The following is a 21,775-nucleotide window of genomic DNA, read 5'->3' as shown; positions in this document are numbered from 1 at the left end:
CGATACCGGCGTCACCGGCGTCACCGGCGACATCGGGTCCGCCGTCGCCGACGCCACCCGCGCCGAGGTGTGCGTCGTCGCGTGCGCCGAGGCGTTCCGGGGGGACGGGGAGATCCTGGCCGCCGGCATCGGCGGCGCGATCACCGTGCTGGCCGCCCGGCTGGCCCGGCTCACCTTCGAGCCCGACCTGATCACGCACGACGGGACGTGCCTGCTGACCGGCGACGTCCCGGCGCTGGGAGAGGCGCCGGAGGTCATCGAGGGCTGGCTGCCGTTCGCGGACCACCTGTGGCTGGTGCTCAACGGCAGGCGGCACGTCATGCTGGGCGCGAGCCAGATCGACCGGTACGGCAACAGCAACATCTCCTGCATCGGCGACTGGGCCCGGCCCAGGGCCCAGCTCCTGGGGGTGCGGGGGGTGCCGGGCAACACGGTCTGCTGCCCGACCAGCTACTGGATCCCCCGGCACTCGCCCCGCGTGTTCGTACCGCGCGTGGACATGGTCAGCGGTGTCGGCCACGACCGCGCGGCCGAGGCCGGGCCGGGCGCCCGGCGCCACCACGACCTGCGCCGGGTGGTGACCGACCTGGCCGTGCTGGACTTCCGTACCCCGGACGGGTCGATGCGCCTGGCGTCGGTCCACCCGGATGTCACAGTGGAGGAGGTCGTGGCCGCGACCGGTTTCCCCCTCGCCGTCGACGGCGACGTCCCGGCGACCCGGTGGCCCACCGGCGAGGAGCTCGGCGTGCTGCGCGAGGTCCTCGACCCCGGCGGGCTCCGCGACCGGGAGGTCCCGGCGTGACACCGTCCCCCGACCGGTCCGGCCGCGCCGGTCCCCCGCACGGCGTGACCGACGCGGGGGACACGACGGGAAACGACGTGGAGGACGCCACGAGAACAACGGCGGAGGGCACGCCCCCGGAACCGGTGGAGCCGCGAAGGCTGGTGACGCGGCTCACCGAGCTGCTCGGCTGCCGGTACCCCGTCGTGCAGACCGGCATGGGGTACGTGGCCGGGGCCCGGCTCGTCTCCGCCACCTCCGCCGCCGGAGGGCTGGGGATCCTCGCGGCGGCCACCATGTCGCTCCAGCAGATGACGGCGGCGATCCGGGAGGTCAGGGAGCGTACGGACGCGCCCTTCGGGGTGAACCTCCGCTCCGACGCCGACGACGCCCGCGAACGGATCGACGTGCTGATCCGCGAGGGCGTGCGGGTGGCGTCGTTCGCCATGGCCCCCCGGCGGGAGCTCATCGCGCGGCTGAAGGACGCCGGGGTGCTGACCGTCCCCTCGGTCGGCGCGCGGCGGCACGCCGAGAAGGTCGCCGCCTGGGGGGTGGACGCGGTGATCGTGCAGGGCGGCGAGGGCGGCGGGCACACCGGGGCGGTCCCCACCACGGTGCTGCTCCCCCAGGTCGTGGACGCGGTGGACATACCGGTGATCGCGGCGGGCGGGTTCTGCGACGGCCGCGGCCTGGTCGCCGCCCTGTCGTACGGCGCCTGCGGGATCGCGATGGGCACCCGCTTCCTGCTGACCTCGGACTCCACGGTCGGCGAGGACGTGAAGCGGGTCTACCTGGACGGCGCCGAGACCGTGGTCACCACCCGGGTGGACGGCGTGCCGCACCGCGTGCTGCGCACCCCGTTCGTCGACTCGCTCGAACGCTCGCGCCTGCGCCTGCCGCGCGCGATCGCCAACGGCGCCCGCTTCCGGCGGTTGTCGGGCCTGTCGTGGGCCGCGATGATCCGGGAGGGGCGCCGGATGCGGCACGGCCGCGACCTGACCTGGGCCCAGGTGCTCCAGGCGGCCAACACCCCGATGCTGCTGCGGGCCGCCATGGTGGACGGGCGCGCGGACCTCGGGGTCATGGCCTCCGGCCAGGTCGTCAGGCTGATCGAGGACCTGCCGTCCTGCGCGGAGCTGATCGACCGGATCATGTCCGAGGCGCACGCCGTCCTGGACCGGCTGGAGGGTCTGGATCGCTCGCCCCGCCCGTGACGGCGCCCGCGCGGAGGCCGGTCGCCCTTTCCTCGGGGAGGCCCCTCACGGTAAGGACGCGTCAGTTCACGGTGAGGCCGCGCAGGGCGAGGATGGCGGCCGCCTGGGCGGGGCTGACGACCGCTCCGCGCAGCGACCGGAGCCGGGTGTCGTCGACGTCGCCCAGGTCGGCGCCGCGCAGGTCGGCGTCGGTGAAGACCGTCTCCACGGTGCGGGCGCCGATCAGGCGGCAGTCCTCGAACACGGCCTTGGTGAAGTCACAGCCCGACAGGTTGGCGTCGTCGAGGCGGACGCCCCGCAGACGCAGGCCCCGGAACGAGCACCCGATGAGCTCGGCCAGTGTCAGGTTGCAGCCCTCGAAGCGGTAGCCGGTGCCCCGGCAGGTGGAGAGCACGACGCCGATCATGCGACAGCCGGTGAAGGAGGCGTCGGTGAGCAGCGCCGACTCGAAGACCGCACCCGACAGGTCGACGCCGGTGAAGACCGCGTCGACGAGGTCGGCGCCGCCGAACCTGAGCCCCGCTCCCCCGCCGCCGGAGAAACGGGCCCCGTCCAGGTCCGCCCGGCGGAAGTCGGCCCCCTCCAGCACGCACCCCTCGAAGGCCGCCTCCACCAGCGACGCCCCCGCGAGGTCGGCGCCGGTGAGGTCGCACTCGGTGAAGACGTACGGGTCGCCGGAGTCGTCGTCGCTCAGGTGCCCCCCGAGCGAGAGCCCCGCCAGATCGACCCCTTTGATCTCTCGCTGGTCCGCCAGCAACCGCGCCGCATCCATGCGGAGATCCAAGCAGCCCGCCCCGACAAAATCACCGACCTCGACTCTGGAGCCTCGGTGCCGGGAAAGCGGTGACGCGGACGGGCCCCGGAGGCAGGTGGTCCCGGGGTCAGATGGCACGGGTCGGGTGACGGCCACGGGTCAGGTGGCGGACGGGTCTCCGGCGAGGAGTTCGGCGGCCGCCTGGCCGCAGACGCGGGCGGCGCCGTGGGTGGCGATGTGGACCGCGCCGAGGTCGGAGCGGCCGGGCAGGCCCATCTCCACCACGACGGCGTCGGCGCGCCCGGCCAGCAGGTGGCGCAGCGCGTCGGTCTGCCAGGCGTGGCGGTGGGCGTCACGGACGACGACGACCAGCGGGCGCCCGGACGCGGCGGCGAGGGCGGCCTCGATCGCGCCGCCGGTGGCGGTGGCGGCCTCCAGCCTGGTCACGCTGGTCCCGGGCAGCAGCTTGCCGAGCGGCTCGCCGACGCCCCAGGGGGTGCTCTTCTCGATGGCGAGGTTCATCTCGGGGGCCAGCTCGACGACGTGCGGCGGGGAGGAGAGCGGGAGCGTCGTCGCCGAGGAACGGCGGGTCACCCGCAGGGCCCTCCGCGCGGCGGCCAGGCCGATCGGCGGTCCGGCGGGAGTGCGCGTGCCCTCCCCAGGGCGGGCGGGCGCGGAGGCCCGGTGCGCCGAGGAGGTGGTCCAGAGGGCGAGCTCGCAGACACGGCGGGCCGCGTCGGCCAGCCGCTCCTCGTCGAGCCGGCCCTCGATCACGGCGTCCACGATGGCGTCGCGGACCGCGATGGCGGTCTCCTCGTCGGCGTGCTCGCCGCCCACGCAGATCGCGTCGGCGCCCGCGGCGACGGCGAGGGCCGAGGCGCCGCCTATCCCGTACGAGCGGGAGACCGCGGCCATCTCGATGCCGTCGGTGACGACGACGCCCTCGAAGCCCAGTTCGTCCCTGAGCAGGTCGTGCAGGATCGCCCGGCTGAGGGTGGCGGGCATCGCGGCGTCCAGCGCGCCGACCATGAGGTGGCCGGTCATGACGGTGCGGACGCCCTGGGCGACGGCCGCCCGGAAGGGCCGCAGCGCCACGTCGCGCAGCTCCTCGGCGGTGGCACCGACGAACGGCACGCCGTGGTGGGAGTCGACCGAGGTGTCCCCGTGACCGGGGAAGTGCTTGGCGCAGGCTGCCACGCCCGCGGACTGCATGCCGCGGATCCAGGCGGCGGTGTGCCGGGCGACCAGGTCGGGGTCGGCGCCGAACGAGCGCAGCCCGATGACCGGGTTGTCGGGGTTGGAGTTCACGTCCGCCGAGGGGGCGAAGTTGAGGTTGACTCCCGCCGCGGCCAGCTCGCGGCCGAGGTCGGCGGCGATCTCCTCGGTGAGGGCGGTGTCGTCGGCCACGCCGAGGGCGAAGTTGCCCGGCCGGGTGCTGCCGTCCACGGCCTCCAGGCGGGTGACCTCGCCGGACTCCTCGTCGATGCCGACGAGGACCTGGGGGTTCTCCCGGCGGAGCGCGGCGGTGAGGTCGGCGACCTGCGAGGGGGTGGCGATGTTCCGCGAGAAGAGCACCACGCCGGTCAGTCCCTCGCCGAGGCGCCGGCGGAGCCAGTCGGGCGGCGTCCTGCCCTCGAAGCCGGGAAGGACGACCGTCTCCGCCAGACGGAGCAGCTCTGGGCCGCGCTTCATCCACTCCCCCTAGCTCTGACGACCGGCCGGTGATTCCCGCCGGGGACGTGCGGACATCACGTTGCCCGGCCCCCGCGGAAGCGCTCCCACGGCGGCTCGACGCAAATCTAATAGGAAAGTTTCCTAATTGCTAGTGGACTGACCACCACTCTTCCGGCGACACGGCGGAATCCGGGCTCGGTACGGGTGATCCGGCATGCCCGTGAACCCGGCTCACGGCGTCGGGACGATCGCACCGGTGACCACGCCCGCGATCCCCGCCACGCCCGGCACACCATCGACGGGCACGATCGGCCGTCCCGTCGCCGCCGCCCACGGGGCCGCGGGAGGCGGGACGGGCACACCCCCCGCAGTCCGTACAGCCCCTAAAGGCGTTCGATGATGGTCACGTTGGCCTGGCCGCCGCCCTCGCACATCGTCTGCAGGCCGTAGCGGCCGCCGGTCCGTTCCAGCTCGTGCAGGAGCGAGGTCATCAGCCGGGCGCCGGTCGCGCCCAGCGGGTGGCCGAGGGCGATGGCGCCGCCGTTGGGGTTGACCCGCGCGGGGTCGGCGCCGGTCTCCTTCAGCCAGGCCAGCACGACCGGGGCGAACGCCTCGTTGATCTCCACCGCGTCGATGTCGCCGATCGTCATGCCCGCCCGGCGCAGGGCGTGCGCGGTGGCCGGGATCGGCGCGGAGAGCATCATGATCGGGTCGTCGCCGCGGGCGGAGAGGTGGTGGACGCGGGCGCGCGGGGTCAGGCCGTGCTCCCTGACCGCCCGCGCGGAGGCGAGCAGGAGGGCCGCTGCGCCGTCGGAGATCTGCGAGGAGAGCGCGGCGGTGAGCCGCCCGCCCTCGACCAGGGGCTTCAGCGCCGCCATCCGTTCGAGGGTGGTGTCGCGGCGCGGCCCCTCGTCGGCCGAGACGCCTCGCCAGGGGGCGATCTCGGCGGTGAAGCGGCCCTCGTCGATCGCGCGGAGGGCCCGCCGGTGGGACTCGCAGGCGAACTCCTCCATCTCGCGCCGGGAGATGTCCCATTTCTCGGCGATCATCTCGGCGCCGCGGAACTGGGAGACCTCCTGGTCGCCGTACCGGGCCCGCCAGCCCTCCGAGCCCGCGAACGGGCCGTCGAAGCCGAGCGCCTGCCCGGCGGTCATGGCGTACCCGATCGGGACCATGCTCATGTTCTGCACGCCGCCGGCGACCACCAGGTCGCAGGTGCCCGACATGACGGCCTGGGCGGCGAAGTGGACGGCCTGCTGCGAGGAGCCGCACTGGCGGTCGACCGTGACGCCCGGCACGCCCTCGGGCAGCCCTGCGGCCAGCCAGCAGGTGCGGGCGATGTCACCGGCCTGGGGCCCGAGGGTGTCGACGCACCCGAACACCACGTCGTCCACGGCCTCGGGGTCCGCGCCGCTGCGGCCGACGAGCTCGCGCAGGACGTGGGCGCCCAGGTCGGCCGGGTGCGCGCCCGCCAGGCCGCCGTTCCTGCGGCCCACCGGGGCGCGGACCGCGCCGACGATGTACGCCTCGCTCATCGCCTCACCCCTCCGTTCCCTGCGTCGTGCGCCTGACGGGTAGTGTAGCAAGCGCTTGGTCGCAAACGAGGGCCGGGATGAGCTGGCGCGTTCAGGTGAACAAGCGATTGCGCAAGGGCCCATAATGAGGGGTGTGAACACGCGAAAGAACTCCGGCGGCGCGACCACGACCCCGGTCAAACGCCAGGGCACGACCAAGCGCGCGGCCACATCCGGTCCCGCGTCGGAGCGCCGCGACCATCTCGTCAAACTCGCCGCCGAGCTCTTCGCCCGCAAGGGCTTCCAGGCGACCAGCGTCCGGGAGATCGCCAAGGAGGCGGGCATCCTCTCCGGAAGCCTCTACCACCACTTCGACTCCAAGGAGACGATCGTCGACGAGGTGCTGACCACCTTCCTCGACGATCTCGTGGGCCGCTACCGCGCCGCCCTGGAGACCGGAGGCGACTCCCGCACGATTCTCTCAGAGATGGTGCGCATCGGGTTCAGCACCCTGGAGCCGCACCGGGCCGCGATCACCGTCATGCAGAACGACTGGAACTACCTGCGCTCCCTGCCCGGCGACCGCTTCGACTACCTGGTCAGGGCCGAGGACGAGGTCGAGCGGATGTGGGTGGAGCAGATCAAGCTCGGCCAGGCCGCCGGGCTGTTCCGCCCCGACGTCGACCCCAAGCTCACCTACCGCATGATCCGCGACACCATCTGGGTGGCGGTGCGCTGGTTCCGTCCCGGAGGCCGCCTGAACACCGCCGGGCTGGCCGAGCACTACATCACCGTCCTGTTCGACGGCCTGGCGACCGGCGAGCGCAGCAGTCAGAACGCGTGACAGCCTGAACGAACCCGGCGCGGCGACCGGCACGGCCTGTGAGAATCAAGCGTCCGCGAAGTGAACGGGAAGTGGTGTGCGAGCGTGGAGATTCTGCAGAAGGCCGTGCGCACGGCGCTCACCGACGTGGCCGACGCCTCCAAGGCTCCGGTCATGCAGGCGTACATGAAGTCGGCGATGCCCTTCCTCGGCGTGCAGGCCGCCCCGCGCCGCGCCGCGCTGAGGCGGGTCTTCGCCGAGTACCCGGTCGAGGTGGCGTACGCCTGGCAGGAGGCGACGCTGACGCTGTGGCGGGAGGCGGAGTACCGCGAGGAGCGCTACGCGGCGATCGAGCTGACCGGCTTCCGCCTCTACCGCGCCTTCCAGACCACGGACACGCTCCCGATGTACGAGGAGATGATCGTCACCGGAGCCTGGTGGGACTACGTCGACGACCTCGCCGTCCACCGGATCGGCGGCCTGCTCGCCGCCTTCCCCGACGTCATGCGCCCGCTCGTGCTGCGCTGGGCCCGCGGCGCCGACCTGTGGAAGCGCCGCACCGCGATCCTCTGCCAGAACCGCTTCAAGACCGCCACCGACACGGGCCTGCTGTACGCCTGCATCGAGCCGAGCCTGTCGGACAACGACTTCTTCGCCCGCAAGGCGATCGGCTGGGCCCTGCGCGAGTACGCCAAGACCAACCCCGGCGAGGTCGTCCGGTACGTGAACCACACCGGCATCAGCGGCCTGAGCCGCCGCGAGGCCCTCAAGAACCTTCCCACCCGGTGAACGCCGGGCCCGCGACTTGACCTCGACTTAACCTGAGGGTTCAGGCTGTGCGCACGAGATCGACCACGAGGGAAGGCTGGTCATGATGCGCGCGATTCAGGTACGGGAGTTCGGCGGCCCCGAGGTGCTGGTGCCGGTGGAGATCCCCGATCCCGTCGCCGGCCCGGGGCAGGTCGTGGTGGGCCTGGAGGCCGCCGACGTCATCTACCTCGACACGCTGCTGCGCGGGGGCTGGGGGCAGGACTTCTTCCCCCGGACGCTTCCGTACGTGCCCGGCCACGGTGGTGCCGGGCGCGTGCTCTCCGTCGGCGAGGACGTGGACCCCGGCTGGGCCGGGCGGCGCGTGGTCGCCGCGACCTCCACCGGTTACGCCGAGCGGATCGTCGCCGGCTTGGAGGAGATCGTGGAGGTGCCCGGCGCCCTGGGTTCCGCCGAGGCGGCGGCGATGCTGCACGACGGCGTCACCGCGCTGAACCTCGCCCGTACGGCGGAGATCGGGAAGGGCGAGTGGGTGCTGGTGACCTCCGCCGCCGGTGGTGCGGGCTCGCTGCTGGTGCAGCTCGCGCGCGACGCCGGCGCCCGGGTCGTCGCGGCGGCCCGGGGCGAGCGCAAGCTCACGCTGGCACGCGAGCTGGGGGCGGAGGTCGCGGTCGACTACTCGCTGCCCGGCTGGGGGGAGCGGGTACGCGAGGTGACCGGCGGCGCCGGGGTGGGCCTCGCCTTCGACGGCGCGGGCGGCGCACTCGGCGCGGCGGCGTTCGGCACGGTGGCCTCCGGCGGCCGGTTCCTCACCTACGGCACCGCGGGCGGCGGGTTCGCCCGGATCGACCCGTCGGCGGCGGAGGAGCGGCGGGTGCGGGTGACCGACGTGCTGGCGGCCGGGCCGCCCGCCCCGCTCCTGGCGCGGGAACTGCTCGCGGAGGCGCTCACGCTGGCCGCCGGGGGAACGATCCGGCCGCACATCGGCGCGACCTACCCGCTGGAGCGGGCGAGGGACGCGCACGCCTCCCTCGCCGGACGCGCCACGGTCGGCAAGTCCCTGCTTCTGGTCTGAGAACCCGTCGCGGGGCGCGGCGCCCCGCGACGGCCCGCGCCGGGCAGGGGTGAGGGCGTCACTTGAGGGCGCCCGCGGTGAGGCCCTTCTGGATCTGGCCCTGGAAGAGCGTGTAGACGATCAGCATCGGCAGGATGGCCATGCTCAGCGCGGCGAACAGGGCCGACCAGTCGGCGTCGTAGCCGGCCGCCGTGGAGATGTCGGCGATGCCCTGGGTGAGCATCCATTTCTCCCGGTCGGAGGTGAGCAGCACCAGCGGGAGCTGGTACTGGTTCCACTGGCCGAGCACGTTGAAGACGGTCACGCTGACGATGCCCGGCCTGGCCATCGGCAGCATGACCTGGAAGAACACCCGGGCGTGCGAGGCGCCGTCCACGAAGGCCGCCTCGGCCACCGCGCCCGGCAGCGTCCTGAAGAACGCGGCGAGGAAGAAGACCGTGAAGGGGAGCGAGTAGGCGATGTAGACCAGCACCAGCCCGCCGTGCGTGTTCAGCCCGATGTAGGGGCCGACGACCGGGATCGCCCCCATGTTCTGCACCACGAAGAACAGCGGGGTCAGCGCCAGGTAGACCGGGAAGGCCAGGCCGGAGACGAACAGCAGGTACACGGCCCGGTTGCCGCGAAAACGGTAGCGGGCCAGCACGTACGCCGCCATCGACCCGAACAGCATCGTGCCGAACGTGCCGAACGCCACCACCACGATGCTGTTGATCATGTACTGGCCGATGTGCGCCTGCTCCCAGGCGCGGGCCCAGTTGTCCAGGCGCAGCGTGGCCGGCAGCGACCAGGCGTCCCCGAAGATCTCGTCCTCGCTCTTCACCGACGCCAGGAACGTCCACACGATGGGCACGACGACCAGGACGGTCCAGACCAGGAGCGCGACGTGCGTCAGCGCCGACAGCGGGCCCAGGCGCCTGCGGCGCTCCTCGCGGGCGTACGCCCGGCTGCGGGGGATCACGGCGTCCGTCATCAGAACTCGATCCGCTCACGCCGCGACAGGCGCAGGGCCAGGATCGCGAACCCGATGGTGAAGAAGAACAGCACCACGCCCATCGCCGAGGCGTAGCCGAACCTGAAGTACTGGAAGGCGGTGCGGTAGATCTCCGCCGCCATCACGGTGGTGGAGTGGTCGGGCCCGCCGTGCTCGGCCGTCATCACCCACACGACGGCGAAGACGTCGAGGGCGGCGATGCCGAGGTAGACCCAGCCGACCTGGACGGTGTCCCACAGCAGCGGCAGCGTGACCCGCAGGAACAGCCGGGCTCCCCCGGCGCCGTCGATCGCCGCAGCCTCGAACAGCTCCCTCGGGATGGAGGCGATGCCCGCCGAGAACAGCACGACGTAGAAGCCGACGGCCTGCCAGACGAGCACGGCGAGGATCGACCAGAACGCCACGTCGGTGCTGGACAGGAACCCGACCGGCTCGAACCCGAGCGCGATGAGCGGCGCGTTGAGCATGCCGCTGCGGTCGGGTCTGAAGACCTGCTGGAACAGCACGGCGACCACGGCGACGGCCAGCACCTGGGGGAAGAAGAACACCACCCGGTAGAACCTCGACCCCCACACGCCCTCGGTGCCGCCCCGCCCGCCCGCGTTGAGGAGGAAGGCGAAGAACAGGGCGATCCCGATCGTGAGGACCGGCAGCAGGACGAGCAGGATCAGGTTGTGCCCGATCGCCCTCCAGAAGACGTCGTCGTCCCAGAGCCGCCGGAAGTTCTCCAGGCCCACGAACCGGGGGCTGGCGTTGACCCCGCGCCAGTCGGTCAGCGCGATGGAGAAGGCCTGCGCGTAGGGGGCGATCACGTAGACGAGGTAGAGCGCCACCGGGACCGCGAGGAAACCCACGACGAACCGCGTCCTGCCGTGGTTCACGACCGGTCCCCCCGTCCCTCGACCGGCACGCCGTCCCGCGCCGCCTTCAACGCCGTCGCCGCCGTCGCCGCCATCGCCGTCACCGTCACCGTCGTCTTCGTCGTGCCGTGGTTCACGACCGGTCCCGCCCTGCGGGGCCGACGCGCCACCGGGTGCCCGGCGTCACCGGGTGAACTTCTTCACCGAGGAGTCCGCCTTGAGCGCGTCGGCCTTCCGCTGCGCGCGGTCGGCCCACTCGGCGACGGACAGCTTGCCCGACATGAGCTGCCCGGTGGCCGCGGCCACCTCGTCGTGCAGTTCGACGTACCACTTGCGGAACAGGAACCAGACGGCGTTGTCGCCCGCGGCGGTCAGCGCGGCCGAGGCGCTCTTCAGGCCCGGCTTGAGCGCGCGGCCCTCGCCTGCGCCCTTGACGACGGTGAGCGTGGAGACCAGCTCCATGAACTCGCCCGCGCCCTCCTTGGAGAGCATGGCGCGCATGTACTCCAGGCCCGCGCGCGGGTTGGCCGACTTCGCCGGGACGACGTACTCCTCGCCCGGCTGGGCGTGCAGGGTGCCGTACGGCAGGGCGTCGGAGGCGCCGAAGTCGGGCAGCGGGAACATGGCGTAGTCGAAGCCGTCGGGGGTGGAGTCCTTCTGCTCGTTCTCCAGCCAGGAGCCGCAGGGCAGCATCGCGACCTGCCCCTTGTTCTGGGCGGTCTGGGTCTGCACGTGGTCGAGCCCGGCGGTGCCCTGCAGGAGGTACTTCGAGCCGAGCTCGGCGAACGCCCCGGCGGCCCGTGTGACCGGCTCGGCCTTCCAGGCGCCCTCCCGGAGGTTGTCGATGTTCTTGAGCACGTCCTTGCCGCCGATCTTCGCGGCGAGCGTGAGGATGGCCTCGTAGATGTAGAAGGGGTGCTTGCCCGCGTAGGTGAAGGGCGCCGTCCTCCCCGACTTCTCGATGGTCTCGCAGAGTGTCAGGAAGTCGGCCCACGTCTTGGGGACCTGCCAGCCCTCGGCCTCGAAGAGTGTGCGCGAGTACCAGATGCCCCAGACGGTGTTGGCGTAGTTGAGGACGTACGGCCTGCCGTCGTAGCTGCCCAGCTCGATGGCGGCCGGGTCGACGGTGTCGCGCACCTTCACCGCGGGGTCGTCCCAGCTCGGCGCGTCGTACAGCGGGGTGAGGTCGGCGAGCTGGCCGTCCTGGACCAGGGCGCCGAAGTCCATGGCGCCTGCGCCGGAGTTGTTGACGAACTCCGGCGGGTTCCCCCCGGCGAAGCGCGGCTGGAGGGTCTTGGCGATCTCCTTGGTGGCGTTGTGCCTGACCTCCAGCGCGGGATGCCTGGCCTTGAGGATCCTCTCGTGGACGTCCGTGGCGTAGGCGTCGCCGAAACCGCCGTCGAAGATCCAGATCTCCAGGGGCCTGTCCCCGGCGAAGCCGAGCGGGTTGGTCGCGCTGGTGGCCCCGGCGGCGGGGGCCGAGGAGGCGGCGCCGCCGTTCCCCGCGGGGGTGGCGCACGCGGACAGGACCGGCAGGGCGATACCCGCCAGGGCGGCGTGGCGCAGGAGTTCGCGCCTGGACAACTGGGGCATTCTTCCTCCTGGGAGTGGAAGGCGATGGTCAGGCACCTCGCCGGATCCGTCCGGCGTAGCGGTTCTCGAGAAGGCGGTTGTGCTCGTCGCCGCCGGTCACGTTGGCGGAGCGGTAGATCGGCGGGGTCCGGCCCGCCGCGACCAGGCCGCGCACGACCTCGGCCACGACCATCTGGGCCAGCAGCGCCGAGGTGATGGTGGAGACCGCCCCGAACGTGCCGCCGCCCGGCAGCGCGAGGACGGCGTCGCCGTACGGGGCGCCGTTGTCGAGCACGACGTCGGCGAGGTCGAGCAGTCTGCGGCCCGAGGGGTGGCGGGAGGTCATCGCGGTGCTGTGGCGCACCGAGGTCAGGGCGATCAGGTCGTGCCCGCGTTCCTTGACGATGGAGGCCAGCTCGACCACCGAGCCGTTCACCCCGGAGCTGGAGATCAGCACGAACACGTCCTGGGGACGGACCGGGGCCAGCTCGTAGATCCGCCGGGCGACCGACGGGTCGCGCTCCAGCTCGCCGGCCGGGCCGAGCAGGGTGGCGACCGGGGCCTCGCCGTACAGGACGACGTCGCGCAGGGCCAGGCGGTTGCTGGGCACCAGGCCGCCCGCGCGCCCGGCGATCTCCATGGCGATCGCCTCGGAGTGCCCGGAGCCGAAGGCCTGGATCACGCCGTCGTCGAGCAGGGAGGCGACCATCAGCGCGGCCGCGCGTCCCACCGCGGCCGTCTGGGTGCGGGAGACCTCGTCGATGAGGGCCTTCACCTCGCCGACGTAGTCGGCGGCCCCGAGGTCCGCCCCGACGTTCACGCCCGGCTCCTCGGGGCGGCGTCCGCCACCGGTTCCGTCCGGCGCCGTCCGTCCCCGGCTCCTCCCGACGCTGTCCATGCTCAGCTCCTCTCGACGCGGTGGCTCTCCAGGGCCCGGATCGTCAGCTCGAAGGCCTCGTTGGTCTGCTCGTAGGTGCGCTGCGCGACCGCGACGTAGACCGCGTCGAGGACGAAGAGCTGGGAGTGGACGGCGGCCAGGCCGCCCAGCCGGAAGGTGGTCTCGCGGCTGGCCGTGGTCAGCACCAGGTCGGCCAGCTCCGCCAGCGGGGAGCGGGCGAAGGAGGTGACCGCCACGGTCAGCGCGCCCCGGTCGCCCGCCTCGGCGAGGGACTCCAGCACCTCGCGGGTCCGGCCCCGGTGGGAGATGCCGATCGCGACGTCGCCCTCGCCGAGCAGCGCGGCGTCGGCGAGGGCCTCGTGCGCGTCGGCGTGGCTCCAGCAGGGGATCCGGATGCGGCGCAGCCGCCCGCCCGCCATGCCGGCCACCGCGCCGCTGGTGGAGACGCCGAGGACGAGGACGCGCCGGGCCGCGACGACGGCCTCGGCGACCCTGGCGACGGTGCCCGCGTCGAGCTGCGCCGCGGTCTCCTGGATGAGCCGGGAGTCGGCGGCGGCCATCACCTCGATCGCCGCGTCGAGCGGGTCGGCAGGGCCGATCTCGTGGCCCACCCCCATGTCCCAGTTGGCCTGTGCGGCCCGGCCGGTCTCGGTGGCCAGCGCGACCCGCAGCCCCGCATACCCGGCGAAGCCGAACACCCGGCAGAAGCGGGTGACGGTGGCGGGCGAGCTGCCGCTCCGCTCGGCCAGCGTGATGATCGTGGAACGGGCGGCCGCGGCCGGGTCGGCCAGGATCGCCTCCCCCACCCGGCGCAGCGCCTCGGGCAGCGCCGGGGTCTCGGTCCGGATGCGTCCGAGCGTCCCCGCGGCCACAGGCATTCCTTTCACCAGGAATCGATTGGATGAAAATTATTCTCACATCGGGGCCGCGTCAAGACCGATCGGGACACGAAAGCGGCCGGATGCCCTTTCCTCGCGGCTTCCGGGAAAAGGGCCGACAACCTTTGCCGTGCCTTGGGCGTCGTTCCTGTAGAGGTTCCAGACGAGGAGCCGCGCGACGGAGGCGAACCCACGATGACTCGACGTCCGGCCGACCCGCCGCACCCGGTCCCCGGCACGCACGTCCACGACGAGCTGGCCGCCCGGCGCGCCAGGCGCGCCCGGGAGAAGGGGTCGCGCGGCGAACCGCACCTGCGGCTGATGGAGCGCGAGTACGGCGCCCGCCTGACCGTCGAGGAGCTCCAGGCCGCCGCCCGGCGGATACGCGAGGTGCCGGCCCCGCGCCGCGAGAGGCCCGCCGTGGACGAGGCGCCCTCCCGGACCGGAGCCCTCTCGCCGATCGGGGATCTCCCGGTGGACGGGAGGCTCTCGCCGGGCGAGGAGCCGTCGCCGGCGGAGAGGGAGGAGCTGGACGACGACGCGCTCTCCCTGCAGCTGCTCGTCTGGCGCCGCCTGGGCCCGCGGGGGTTCGCGGGCTTCATGCGGGATCTGGAGGAGATGGAGGCCGAGCTGGCCAAGGCCCGGCAGGACGGCTGGGGCGAGCCCGGCTGAGCGGCGCGCGGGTCGCGTCCGGCGCGGGGGTGGCGGGACACCGCGCGGATCTCCCGTCCCGTCCCCGGATTCCGGCCCGGCTCCCGTCCCGGGCGTCCGGCCGGGCGGCTCAGCCGGGGCGGACCAGCAGGGCCGCGCTGCCGTAGCTGCCGCCGAACCCGGTGACCAGCGCGGTCCGCCGGCCGGCCCGCAGCTCCCGTACGGCCTGGGCCACGTTGTTCAGGCCGTGCACGTACCCCTCCGACAGCAGGCCGCCGTGCGGGTTGACCCGGGCGTGACGGCGGGCCAGCAGGAACTCCCCCAGCTCACCCCGCCCGGCCAGGCCGAAGTCCTCCAGCTGCCGGGGAACCAGCCAGGAGTAGGCGTCGTAGAGCAGCGCGACGTCCACGTCCCCGGGACCCATGCCGGACGCCTCCCAGAGCGGCGCCGCGACGTGGGCGGAGAAGATCGCGGTGACGTCGGGCGAGCGGTCCATGGACGAGCAGCCCGGCCCCCCGCCCCTGACCACGGCACGGATCCTCGGCTCCTGTGGCGCGAGCCGCGCGTCGCGCACCACCAGCGCGCAGGCGCCGTCGGTCTCCTGGCAGCAGTCGACGGTCCGCAGCGGCGAGCAGACGTACGGCCGGTCCAGGTACTCCTCCAGCGAGAGCGGGTCGCGCCGCAGGGCGCGCGGGTTGGCGGCGGCGTTGCGGCGCGACTGGTCGACGACCGCGTGCAGGTGCTCCTCGCCCAGGCCGGTCTCGTGCAGGTAGCGCCGCGCCGCCAGTGCGAACATCGGGATCGGGCCCGCCATGCCGTACGCGGCGGTGAAGCGCTCCTGCGGGCCGGTGGAGGCGGTGTTCATCCGCGTTCCCGAGCGGCCGTTCATCGCCCGGTAGACCAGCACGTTCCTGGCGAGGCCGCAGGCGACGAGCATCGCCGCGTCGCCCAGGATGGAGGCCGCCTGGGTGCCGCCCCCCGAGATGTCGTTGTGCCACCCGAGTCTCTCCATGCCCAGCGCGCCCGCCACCCGCACCACCGGGGCCGAGTCGTTCATGTGGTAGCTGAGGACGGCGTCGATCTCCCCGGCCTCCACGCGGGCGTCTTCCAGAGCGGCGCGGCACGCCTCGACGGCGAGCCGCAGCTCGGTCCTGCCCGACCGCCGCGTCAGGGCCGTCATGCCGATGCCGGTGACGGCCGCCCTGTCCCTCATCCGGTCCCCCGCCCGTCCCTCGGCTCCCCCGTCCCGTCCCCGCCGTCGCGCAGGCCGGGCCGTCCGGCTCCCCGGGCGTCACGGGCGCCCGGTTCCCCGGGCGCCCGGGTCGCCCGCCGGGACGGGGCGCGATCCGTTCCGGCGGGCGACGTCCGAGGGCCGCCGGGCGGCGGGCACGAACGGGCGCCCGCCCGTCACGGCGACGCGCCCGCCCGTACGGTAACGCGCCCACCCCTCTTAGGCAAGCGCTTGCTCGGTCAGCGGCGGGGGGCATCCATTATTGGCTACCTGTACTATCCAACAATGCGGATATCGGAACTCAGCGCCGCATCGGGCGTGGCCATCCCGACGATCAAGTACTACCTGCGCGAGGGCCTGCTCCCCGCGGGCGAGCAGACCTCGGCCACCAGGGCGCGCTACGGCGAGGACCACCTGCGGCGGCTACGGCTGATCCGGGCCCTGCTGGAGGTCGGCAGGTTGCCGATCGCGTCCATCCGCAAGGTCATCGAGGCCGTCGACGACAGGGCCCTGAGCCTGCACCACGTGCTCGGCACCGCGCAGTACGCCATCGCCCCCCCGGTCGAGCCGCACGCCTCCGGGCAGGAGTGGGCCGAGGCCCGCGCCAGGGTCGACGCCACGATCGAGGAGCTGGGCTGGGCGATCGACCCCGCCGCCCCGACCCGCGAGGAACTGGCCCAGGTCCTCCTCACCCTCACCGGGCTGGGCATGCCCGCCGGCGTCGAGGCGCTGCGCCCCTACGCCGACACCGCCCTCGACCTGGTGACCGGTCACGAGATGGGCACCATCCCCGTCGACGGCCCCCGGGAGGCGGCGGTCGAGGCCCTGGTCCTCGGCACCGTCCTGTACGGCAGGGTGCTGGACGTCATGCGGCGCCTGGCCCACGAGTCGGTCTCCGCCCGCGTCTTCGGCGACACCTGAGCGCCTTCCGAGCTCCGTGAACCCGCGCGAACCGGCATTAACGAATATGAACAGACACAGGTCCGGCACAGGCCCGGCACCGGCCCCTGCCGGGTGACGAAGGTCTCCCCCGACACGTCACGCGCACGAAAGAGCAGCTCACAGCCGTGAAAACGCGGGGTGCGGACTTTCCGTACCGCCCCTGCCTGCCCAAACGGCGCCGGGTAACATTCTGTTCACACACGGGCAACAGTTGCGAAATCGCGCCTTGCGAATCTTTGAGGGCAGCAGATCCCTCCATCCTCAAGGACCTCGCCGATGACCTTCAAGGCTGAATACATCTGGATCGACGGCACCAAGCCGACCGCCAAGCTCCGCTCCAAGACCAGGGTCCTGGCGGACGGCACCGAACTCCCGATCTGGGGCTTCGACGGGTCCAGCACGAACCAGGCCGACGGCGGCTCCTCCGACCGCGTGCTCAAGCCCGTGTTCACCTGCCCGGACCCGATCCGCGGCGGTGCGGACGTGCTGGTGCTGTGCGAGGTCCTCGACATCGACATGACCCCGCACGAGAGCAACACCCGCGCGGCCCTCGTCGAGGTCGCGGAGAGGTACGCCGACCAGGAGTCGTGGTTCGGCATCGAGCAGGAGTACACCTTCTTCAAGGAGGGCCGCCCGCTCGGCTTCCCGCTCGGCGGCTTCCCCGCCCCGCAGGGTGGCTACTACTGCGGCGTCGGCGCCGACGAGGTCTTCGGCCGCGAGATCGTCGAGAAGCACCTCGACTACTGCATCCAGGCCGGCCTGGCCATCTCCGGCATCAACGCCGAGGTCATGCCCGGCCAGTGGGAGTTCCAGATCGGCCCGGCCGGCCCCCTGGACGTCTCCGACCACATGTGGATCGCCCGCTGGCTGCTCTACCGCACCGCCGAGGACTTCAACATCGCCGCCACCCTGGACGCCAAGCCGGTGAAGGGCGACTGGAACGGCGCGGGCGCGCACACCAACTTCTCCACCAAGGCCATGCGCGAGGGCTACGACCCGATCATCACCGCCTGCGAGGCCCTCAGCAACAACGCCCTGGAGCACGTCAAGCACTACGGCGTCGGCATCGAGGACCGCCTCACCGGCCTGCACGAGACCGCCCCGTGGAACGAGTTCAGCTACGGCGTCTCCGACCGCGGCGCCTCGGTCCGCATCCCGTGGCAGGTCGAGGTGGAGAAGAAGGGCTACATCGAGGACCGGCGTCCCAACGCCAACGTCGACCCGTACCTGGTCACCCGCCTGATCGTGAACACCTGCTGCTCCGCTCTGGAGAAGGCCGGCCAGGTCTGACCGGACCGGCCACCGTCCGGGGCCGCGGAACCGTCCTGCCGGGGGCGTTCCGCGGCCTCCGGCATGTCCGGCGCTCCTCACGGCCGGGCACCGGTGAGCGGCGGTGAGCGGTCCCGGGCGTCTCCGGTGCCTTTCTGGACTCGCCGGGACCGACCGACAAGACGAGACGTTTCGGCTCATCGCTTGGTACATTCGGGCCGTGAAGACACCGAACCCGGCCCGTCGCAGCGAGCAGTCCCGTCAGGCCATCCTGGGGGCCGCCTTCGACCTGGTCGCCGAGGCCGGATACGCCGCCCTGACGATAGAGGCGATCGCCGCCCGTGCGGGAGTGGGCAAGCAGACGATCTACCGCTGGTGGCCGTCCAAGGGCGCCGTCTTCGTCGAGGCCGCGCTCTCCATGGGTCAGGGCGAGGGGCAGGACCTGTCGCTGCCCGACACCGGTGACCTGGAGGCCGACCTGCGGCAGGTGCTGCGGGCCATCGTCGACGAGTACAACGACCCCCGCCTGGAGGCGATGAGCCGCGCGCTGAACGTGGAGTCGCTGCAGAACCCGGCGATGAACGCCGAGATCACCGCACGGATCCTGGGGCCGCACCTGGAGGCGACCAAGGACCGGCTGCGCGGCGCCCGGCGGGCGGGCCAGGTGGCCGAGGACGCGGACCTGGACGTGGCCGTCGAGCTGCTGTACGGGCCGATCTACCACCGCTGGGCGCTGCGGAGGGCTCCGCTCACCCACGCGTACGCCGACACCCTCGCGGCCTTCGCCGTCAGGGCCCTGAGGCCGGCGTAGCGGTCAGTCCAAAATAAACGTAAATAGTTGAACTTTCTAGATCACGTCCGGCTCCGCCGCAGCTCCAGCGCCTGAAGCGGTTACAAGTGACGAAAATTCCACGAAACAGGTGCTTTAGGACAGCGCTAAACAGGTAGCTCGCGCCGTACCATAACTGCGATGCGTGACGTGGTGGAGCAATTACAGCGTTTGGGCATGTCAGGCTATGAGGCCAAGGCATACGTCACCTTGGTCGGTGCCGGGCAGCCTCTGAACGGCTACGAGGTGGCCAAGCGTTCCGGCGTGCCCCGCAGCACCGTCTACGAGACGCTGGGCAAGCTGGTGGCCAAGGGCGCCGCCTACGAGCTGCGTGGCTCGGACGACGCCACCGACTACCTGCCGCTGCCGCCGCGCTCGCTGCTGCAGCGGATGCGCCGGGAGTTCGACGACTCGATCGAGGCCCTGGAGGTCTCCCTCCCGGCGATCGTGGCGCCGCCCAGGGCGCACCTGATCCACAGCCTCAAGGACGCCGGAGCGGTGCTGGCGCGGGCCGAGGACGTGGTGGCCGGGGCACGCGCCGACCTGTTCCTGTCGATCTGGCCCGAGGAGATGACGCCGTTGTCCCCGCTGGTCGAGCGCGCGGTCCAGCGCGGGGTCACGACCTCGGTGATGCACTTCGGACCGGCCCGCAAGGCCGTCGGGAACCTGTACGAGCACCACTTCCCCGCCCGCGACGCCTCCGCCGAGGGGCGTGGCGGCCGGACCCGGGGACGTCCCGACCCAGAGCGCCGCCTGCTGGTCGTCACCGGCGACCGGCGGGAGACCGTGGTGGGCGGGTTCACCGACGGCTCCGCCTGGGGCGTCTACACCGAGGACCCGGCCGTGGTCACGATGGCGGTGGAGTACGTCAGGCAGGACATCGCCCTGCAGGTCATCGCCGAGCGGATCGGCCGGGAGACCATGGACGAGCTCTGGGCCGGCGACGCCGAGCTGCGGAGCCTGCTCGCCGACCACGACCGTCCCGCCGCCCTGCTCCGCGCCGCCGGGATGCCCGGCCGCCCGGGCGCGCGGCCCCAGGAGACCGGTGCCCGCTCCCAGCGGCCCGAGGAACCCGGCACCCGCTCCCCGCGGTCCGGGGAGCCGGGTTCCCGTTCCCCGGACCCCGGCGAGCGGCCCCGGGCGTCCGGCGCGCGCCCGTCCGAACGCTCCGGCACGAACGACGACGCCGACGACGCGGCCAATGATCCGGACGATCAATCCGATGCCGGATAAAAACGTGCTTTAACACGCGTGTGACATCCTTCGTAGAGGTTGTCCCACAGCGATTTTTCCGTCTCGGGGGAAGGCAGGACATGGAGAAGCCGGTCATCATGACGGTCGACGACGATCCCGGAGTGTCCCGTTCGGTCGCCCGTGACCTGCGCCGGCGCTACGGCCAGTCGTACCGCGTGGTCCGGGCCGACACCGCGGCCGACGGCATCGCGAGCGTGCGGGAGCTGCGGCTGCGCGGCGACGACATCGCGGCGATCCTCGCCGACTACCGGATGCCGCAGATGAACGGCGTGGAGTTCCTGGAACAGGCCATGGACCTGTACCCCTACGCCCGCCGCGTGCTGCTGACCGCCTACGCCGACACCGAGGCCGCGATCCAGGCGATCAACGTGGTCGACCTGGACCACTACCTGCTCAAGCCGTGGGACCCGCCCGAGGAGAAGTTCTACCCGGTGCTGGACGCCCAGCTGGAGGCGTGGCAGCGCACGGATCGGCGCCGGTCGGACGAGCTGCGGGTGGTGGGCGCGCGCTGGTCGGCCCCCTCGTACGAGGTCAGGGACTTCCTGGCGCGCAACCAGGTGCCCTACCGCTGGATGCTGGCCGACTCCGCCGAGGGCGCCGAGCTGCTCGCCGCGGCCGGGTCGCCGGGAACGGCGACGGCCGGTGGGGCGGACCCGACGGCGACCGGAGCGGCGGACGAGACGGCGGAGGGGACGGTCCCGGCCAGGCTGCCGCTGGTCGTCACCGCCGACGGCACCACGCTCGTCGCCCCCGCGCCCGCGGAGCTGGCCCAGGCCGTGGGGCTCTCCACCGCCCCGGCCACCGACTTCTACGACCTGATCGTGATCGGCGGCGGCCCCGGCGGGCTGGGCGCGGCGGTCTACGGCGCCTCCGAGGGACTGCGCACGGTGATGGTCGAGCAGCACGCCTCCGGCGGGCAGGCCGGGCAGAGCTCCAGGATCGAGAACTACCTGGGCTTCCCCGACGGCGTCTCCGGCTCCCAGCTCGCCGACCGGGCCAGGCGCCAGGCGCTGAAGTTCGGCGCCGAGCTGCTCAGCGCCCGTACGGTCACCAGCCTGGAGGTCAAGGGCCAGGCCAAGGTGGTGGGCTTCGACGACGGCGGCACGATCGCCGCGCACACCGTCATCCTGGCCACCGGCGTCTCCTACCGGCGGCTCGGCACGCCCGGCCTGGACGACTTCATCGGCTCCGGCTGCTACTACGGTGCGGCCATGACCGAGGCGCCCGAGTGCCGGGACCGCGAGGTCTACATCGTCGGCGCCGCCAACTCCGCCGGCCAGGGCGCGGTCTACCTGTCGGGGTACGCCGCCACGGTCCACCTGATCGTCAGGGGCGACGGCCTGGAGAGGACCATGTCGCACTACCTGATCGAGCAGATCGCGCAGATCCCGAACATCGAGGTGCACCTGGGCACCGAGGTGGTCGCGGCCGAGGGCGACGGCCACCTGGAACGGATCACGCTCAAGGACGCCGCCGGGGAGCGCACGGCCGACGCCGAGTGGCTGTTCGTGTTCATCGGCGCCGAGCCGCTCACCGACTGGCTGGGCGAGACGATCGAGCGCGACGGCAGGGGGTTCATCCTGACCGGCCCCGACCTGACCGCCGGCGAGAGGCGGCCGCGCAACTGGCCGCTCCGGCGGGAGCCGTACCACCTGGAGACGAACGTGCCGGGGGTGTTCGCCGCCGGTGACGTCCGGGCCGAGTCGATCAAGCGGGTCGCCTCGGCGGTCGGCGAGGGCGCGATGGCCGTCGCCCTGGTCCACCGCTACCTGGAGAAGACGTGACCGCCCCGGACGA

20 protein-coding genes are annotated in these 21,775 nt (G+C 72.7%); 11 read left to right on the top strand and 9 right to left on the bottom strand.

Annotated elements, in window-relative coordinates:
- Window positions 1–31 precede the first annotated feature (31 nt).
- Window positions 32–802 carry a CoA-transferase subunit beta gene (locus ACLQ2R_RS35790; RefSeq protein WP_425965872.1) on the top strand — a complete coding sequence of 257 codons (771 nt, stop codon included), beginning with the start codon at window positions 32–34 and terminating at the stop codon, window positions 800–802.
- A 125-nt stretch (window positions 803–927) separates the two neighbouring features.
- A complete protein-coding gene (locus ACLQ2R_RS35785; protein ID WP_425965871.1) occupies window positions 928–1,995 on the top strand; it encodes an NAD(P)H-dependent flavin oxidoreductase in 1,068 nt (355 codons plus the stop codon).
- Window positions 1,996–2,056: 61 nt separating this feature from the next.
- Here ACLQ2R_RS35785 and ACLQ2R_RS35780 read toward each other — a convergent pair whose 3' ends face one another.
- From ACLQ2R_RS35780 to ACLQ2R_RS35770, 3 genes are all read right to left on the bottom strand, one after another.
- Window positions 2,057–2,767, bottom strand: coding sequence for a pentapeptide repeat-containing protein (locus ACLQ2R_RS35780; protein ID WP_425965851.1), 711 nt, complete (start codon window positions 2,765–2,767; stop codon window positions 2,057–2,059).
- Window positions 2,768–2,908: 141 nt separating this feature from the next.
- Window positions 2,909–4,441, bottom strand: coding sequence for a glycoside hydrolase family 3 protein (locus ACLQ2R_RS35775; RefSeq protein WP_425965850.1), 1,533 nt, complete (start codon window positions 4,439–4,441; stop codon window positions 2,909–2,911).
- Window positions 4,442–4,806: 365 nt separating this feature from the next.
- Window positions 4,807–5,958: an acetyl-CoA C-acetyltransferase gene (locus ACLQ2R_RS35770; protein ID WP_425965849.1), complete on the bottom strand. Its 1,152-nt coding sequence runs from the start codon at window positions 5,956–5,958 to the stop codon at window positions 4,807–4,809.
- 133 nt (window positions 5,959–6,091) lie between these two features.
- On the opposite strand from ACLQ2R_RS35770, the gene ACLQ2R_RS35765 reads away from it, so the two are divergent.
- The 3 genes from ACLQ2R_RS35765 to ACLQ2R_RS35755 all read left to right on the top strand — a co-directional run bounded on the left by ACLQ2R_RS35765 (window position 6,092) and on the right by ACLQ2R_RS35755 (window position 8,603).
- On the top strand, window positions 6,092–6,781 hold the full coding sequence (locus tag ACLQ2R_RS35765) for a TetR/AcrR family transcriptional regulator (RefSeq protein WP_425965848.1): 690 nt from the start codon (window positions 6,092–6,094) through the stop codon (window positions 6,779–6,781).
- Window positions 6,782–6,865: 84 nt separating this feature from the next.
- Window positions 6,866–7,549, top strand: coding sequence for a DNA alkylation repair protein (locus ACLQ2R_RS35760; protein ID WP_425965847.1), 684 nt, complete (start codon window positions 6,866–6,868; stop codon window positions 7,547–7,549).
- Window positions 7,550–7,634: 85 nt separating this feature from the next.
- On the top strand, window positions 7,635–8,603 hold the full coding sequence (locus ACLQ2R_RS35755; protein WP_425965870.1) for a zinc-binding dehydrogenase: 969 nt from the start codon (window positions 7,635–7,637) through the stop codon (window positions 8,601–8,603).
- A 58-nt stretch (window positions 8,604–8,661) separates the two neighbouring features.
- Here ACLQ2R_RS35755 and ACLQ2R_RS35750 read toward each other — a convergent pair whose 3' ends face one another.
- The 5 genes from ACLQ2R_RS35750 to ACLQ2R_RS35730 form a co-directional block, all read right to left on the bottom strand.
- Complete coding sequence (locus ACLQ2R_RS35750) at window positions 8,662–9,573, bottom strand: carbohydrate ABC transporter permease (RefSeq protein WP_425965846.1); 912 nt, start codon at window positions 9,571–9,573, stop codon at window positions 8,662–8,664.
- Window positions 9,573–10,475 (bottom strand): carbohydrate ABC transporter permease, encoded by a 903-nt coding sequence (locus tag ACLQ2R_RS35745; RefSeq protein ID WP_425965845.1) that lies wholly within the window; start codon window positions 10,473–10,475, stop codon window positions 9,573–9,575. The genes ACLQ2R_RS35750 and ACLQ2R_RS35745 overlap by 1 nt, the downstream gene beginning before the upstream one ends.
- Before the next feature lie 162 nt (window positions 10,476–10,637).
- Window positions 10,638–12,047 (bottom strand): N-acetylglucosamine/diacetylchitobiose ABC transporter substrate-binding protein, encoded by a 1,410-nt coding sequence (gene ngcE, locus ACLQ2R_RS35740; protein ID WP_425965844.1) that lies wholly within the window; start codon window positions 12,045–12,047, stop codon window positions 10,638–10,640.
- Between the two features lie 28 nt (window positions 12,048–12,075).
- Complete coding sequence (locus ACLQ2R_RS35735) at window positions 12,076–12,846, bottom strand: sugar isomerase domain-containing protein (protein ID WP_425965843.1); 771 nt, start codon at window positions 12,844–12,846, stop codon at window positions 12,076–12,078.
- 80 nt (window positions 12,847–12,926) lie between these two features.
- Window positions 12,927–13,802 carry a MurR/RpiR family transcriptional regulator gene (locus tag ACLQ2R_RS35730; RefSeq protein ID WP_425965869.1) on the bottom strand — a complete coding sequence of 292 codons (876 nt, stop codon included), beginning with the start codon at window positions 13,800–13,802 and terminating at the stop codon, window positions 12,927–12,929.
- A gap of 195 nt (window positions 13,803–13,997) precedes the next feature.
- Between ACLQ2R_RS35730 and ACLQ2R_RS35725 the strand changes: the two genes are divergently transcribed.
- Window positions 13,998–14,474, top strand: coding sequence for a hypothetical protein (locus tag ACLQ2R_RS35725; RefSeq protein WP_425965842.1), 477 nt, complete (start codon window positions 13,998–14,000; stop codon window positions 14,472–14,474).
- 109 nt (window positions 14,475–14,583) lie between these two features.
- Here ACLQ2R_RS35725 and ACLQ2R_RS35720 read toward each other — a convergent pair whose 3' ends face one another.
- A complete protein-coding gene (locus tag ACLQ2R_RS35720; RefSeq protein WP_425965841.1) occupies window positions 14,584–15,666 on the bottom strand; it encodes a thiolase C-terminal domain-containing protein in 1,083 nt (360 codons plus the stop codon).
- Between the two features lie 303 nt (window positions 15,667–15,969).
- Between ACLQ2R_RS35720 and ACLQ2R_RS35715 the strand changes: the two genes are divergently transcribed.
- From ACLQ2R_RS35715 to ACLQ2R_RS35695, 5 genes are all read left to right on the top strand, one after another.
- Window positions 15,970–16,605: a MerR family transcriptional regulator gene (locus ACLQ2R_RS35715; protein WP_425965840.1), complete on the top strand. Its 636-nt coding sequence runs from the start codon at window positions 15,970–15,972 to the stop codon at window positions 16,603–16,605.
- 297 nt (window positions 16,606–16,902) lie between these two features.
- Window positions 16,903–17,916 carry a glutamine synthetase gene (gene glnII / locus ACLQ2R_RS35710; protein WP_425965839.1) on the top strand — a complete coding sequence of 338 codons (1,014 nt, stop codon included), beginning with the start codon at window positions 16,903–16,905 and terminating at the stop codon, window positions 17,914–17,916.
- A gap of 199 nt (window positions 17,917–18,115) precedes the next feature.
- The gene (locus tag ACLQ2R_RS35705; protein ID WP_425965838.1) at window positions 18,116–18,706 is read left to right on the top strand and encodes a TetR/AcrR family transcriptional regulator; all 591 of its coding nucleotides are present in this window, start codon (window positions 18,116–18,118) and stop codon (window positions 18,704–18,706) included.
- 159 nt (window positions 18,707–18,865) lie between these two features.
- Window positions 18,866–19,957: a TrmB family transcriptional regulator gene (locus tag ACLQ2R_RS35700; protein WP_425965837.1), complete on the top strand. Its 1,092-nt coding sequence runs from the start codon at window positions 18,866–18,868 to the stop codon at window positions 19,955–19,957.
- An 80-nt stretch (window positions 19,958–20,037) separates the two neighbouring features.
- A complete protein-coding gene (locus ACLQ2R_RS35695) occupies window positions 20,038–21,762 on the top strand; it encodes an FAD-dependent oxidoreductase (RefSeq protein WP_425965836.1) in 1,725 nt (574 codons plus the stop codon).
- The last annotated feature ends 13 nt before the right edge of the window (window positions 21,763–21,775 follow it).

The sequence above is a fragment of the Streptosporangium sp. DT93 genome, from assembly GCF_049844535.1.
Classification (GTDB): Bacteria; Actinomycetota; Actinomycetes; order Streptosporangiales; family Streptosporangiaceae; genus Streptosporangium.
Note: the sequence above shows the minus strand (reverse complement) of the source record. Positions and strands in the feature narration are given on the sequence as shown.

Excerpts from the sequence above, each read along its gene's own strand:
- ACLQ2R_RS35780 (WP_425965851.1), bottom strand. The coding sequence starts at position 2,767 with ATGGATGCGGCGCGGTTGCTGGCGGACCAGCGAGAGATCAAAGGGGTC.
- ACLQ2R_RS35775 (WP_425965850.1), bottom strand. The coding sequence starts at position 4,441 with ATGAAGCGCGGCCCAGAGCTGCTCCGTCTGGCGGAGACGGTCGTCCTT.
- ACLQ2R_RS35770 (WP_425965849.1), bottom strand. The coding sequence starts at position 5,958 with ATGAGCGAGGCGTACATCGTCGGCGCGGTCCGCGCCCCGGTGGGCCGC.
- ACLQ2R_RS35755 (WP_425965870.1), top strand. The coding sequence starts at position 7,635 with ATGCGCGCGATTCAGGTACGGGAGTTCGGCGGCCCCGAGGTGCTGGTG.
- ACLQ2R_RS35750 (WP_425965846.1), bottom strand. The coding sequence starts at position 9,573 with ATGACGGACGCCGTGATCCCCCGCAGCCGGGCGTACGCCCGCGAGGAG.
- ngcE (WP_425965844.1), bottom strand. The coding sequence starts at position 12,047 with ATGCCCCAGTTGTCCAGGCGCGAACTCCTGCGCCACGCCGCCCTGGCG.
- ACLQ2R_RS35730 (WP_425965869.1), bottom strand. The coding sequence starts at position 13,802 with ATGCCTGTGGCCGCGGGGACGCTCGGACGCATCCGGACCGAGACCCCG.
- ACLQ2R_RS35725 (WP_425965842.1), top strand. The coding sequence starts at position 13,998 with ATGACTCGACGTCCGGCCGACCCGCCGCACCCGGTCCCCGGCACGCAC.
- ACLQ2R_RS35720 (WP_425965841.1), bottom strand. The coding sequence starts at position 15,666 with ATGAGGGACAGGGCGGCCGTCACCGGCATCGGCATGACGGCCCTGACG.
- ACLQ2R_RS35715 (WP_425965840.1), top strand. The coding sequence starts at position 15,970 with ATGCGGATATCGGAACTCAGCGCCGCATCGGGCGTGGCCATCCCGACG.
- glnII (WP_425965839.1), top strand. The coding sequence starts at position 16,903 with ATGACCTTCAAGGCTGAATACATCTGGATCGACGGCACCAAGCCGACC.
- ACLQ2R_RS35700 (WP_425965837.1), top strand. The coding sequence starts at position 18,866 with ATGCGTGACGTGGTGGAGCAATTACAGCGTTTGGGCATGTCAGGCTAT.
- ACLQ2R_RS35695 (WP_425965836.1), top strand. The coding sequence starts at position 20,038 with ATGGAGAAGCCGGTCATCATGACGGTCGACGACGATCCCGGAGTGTCC.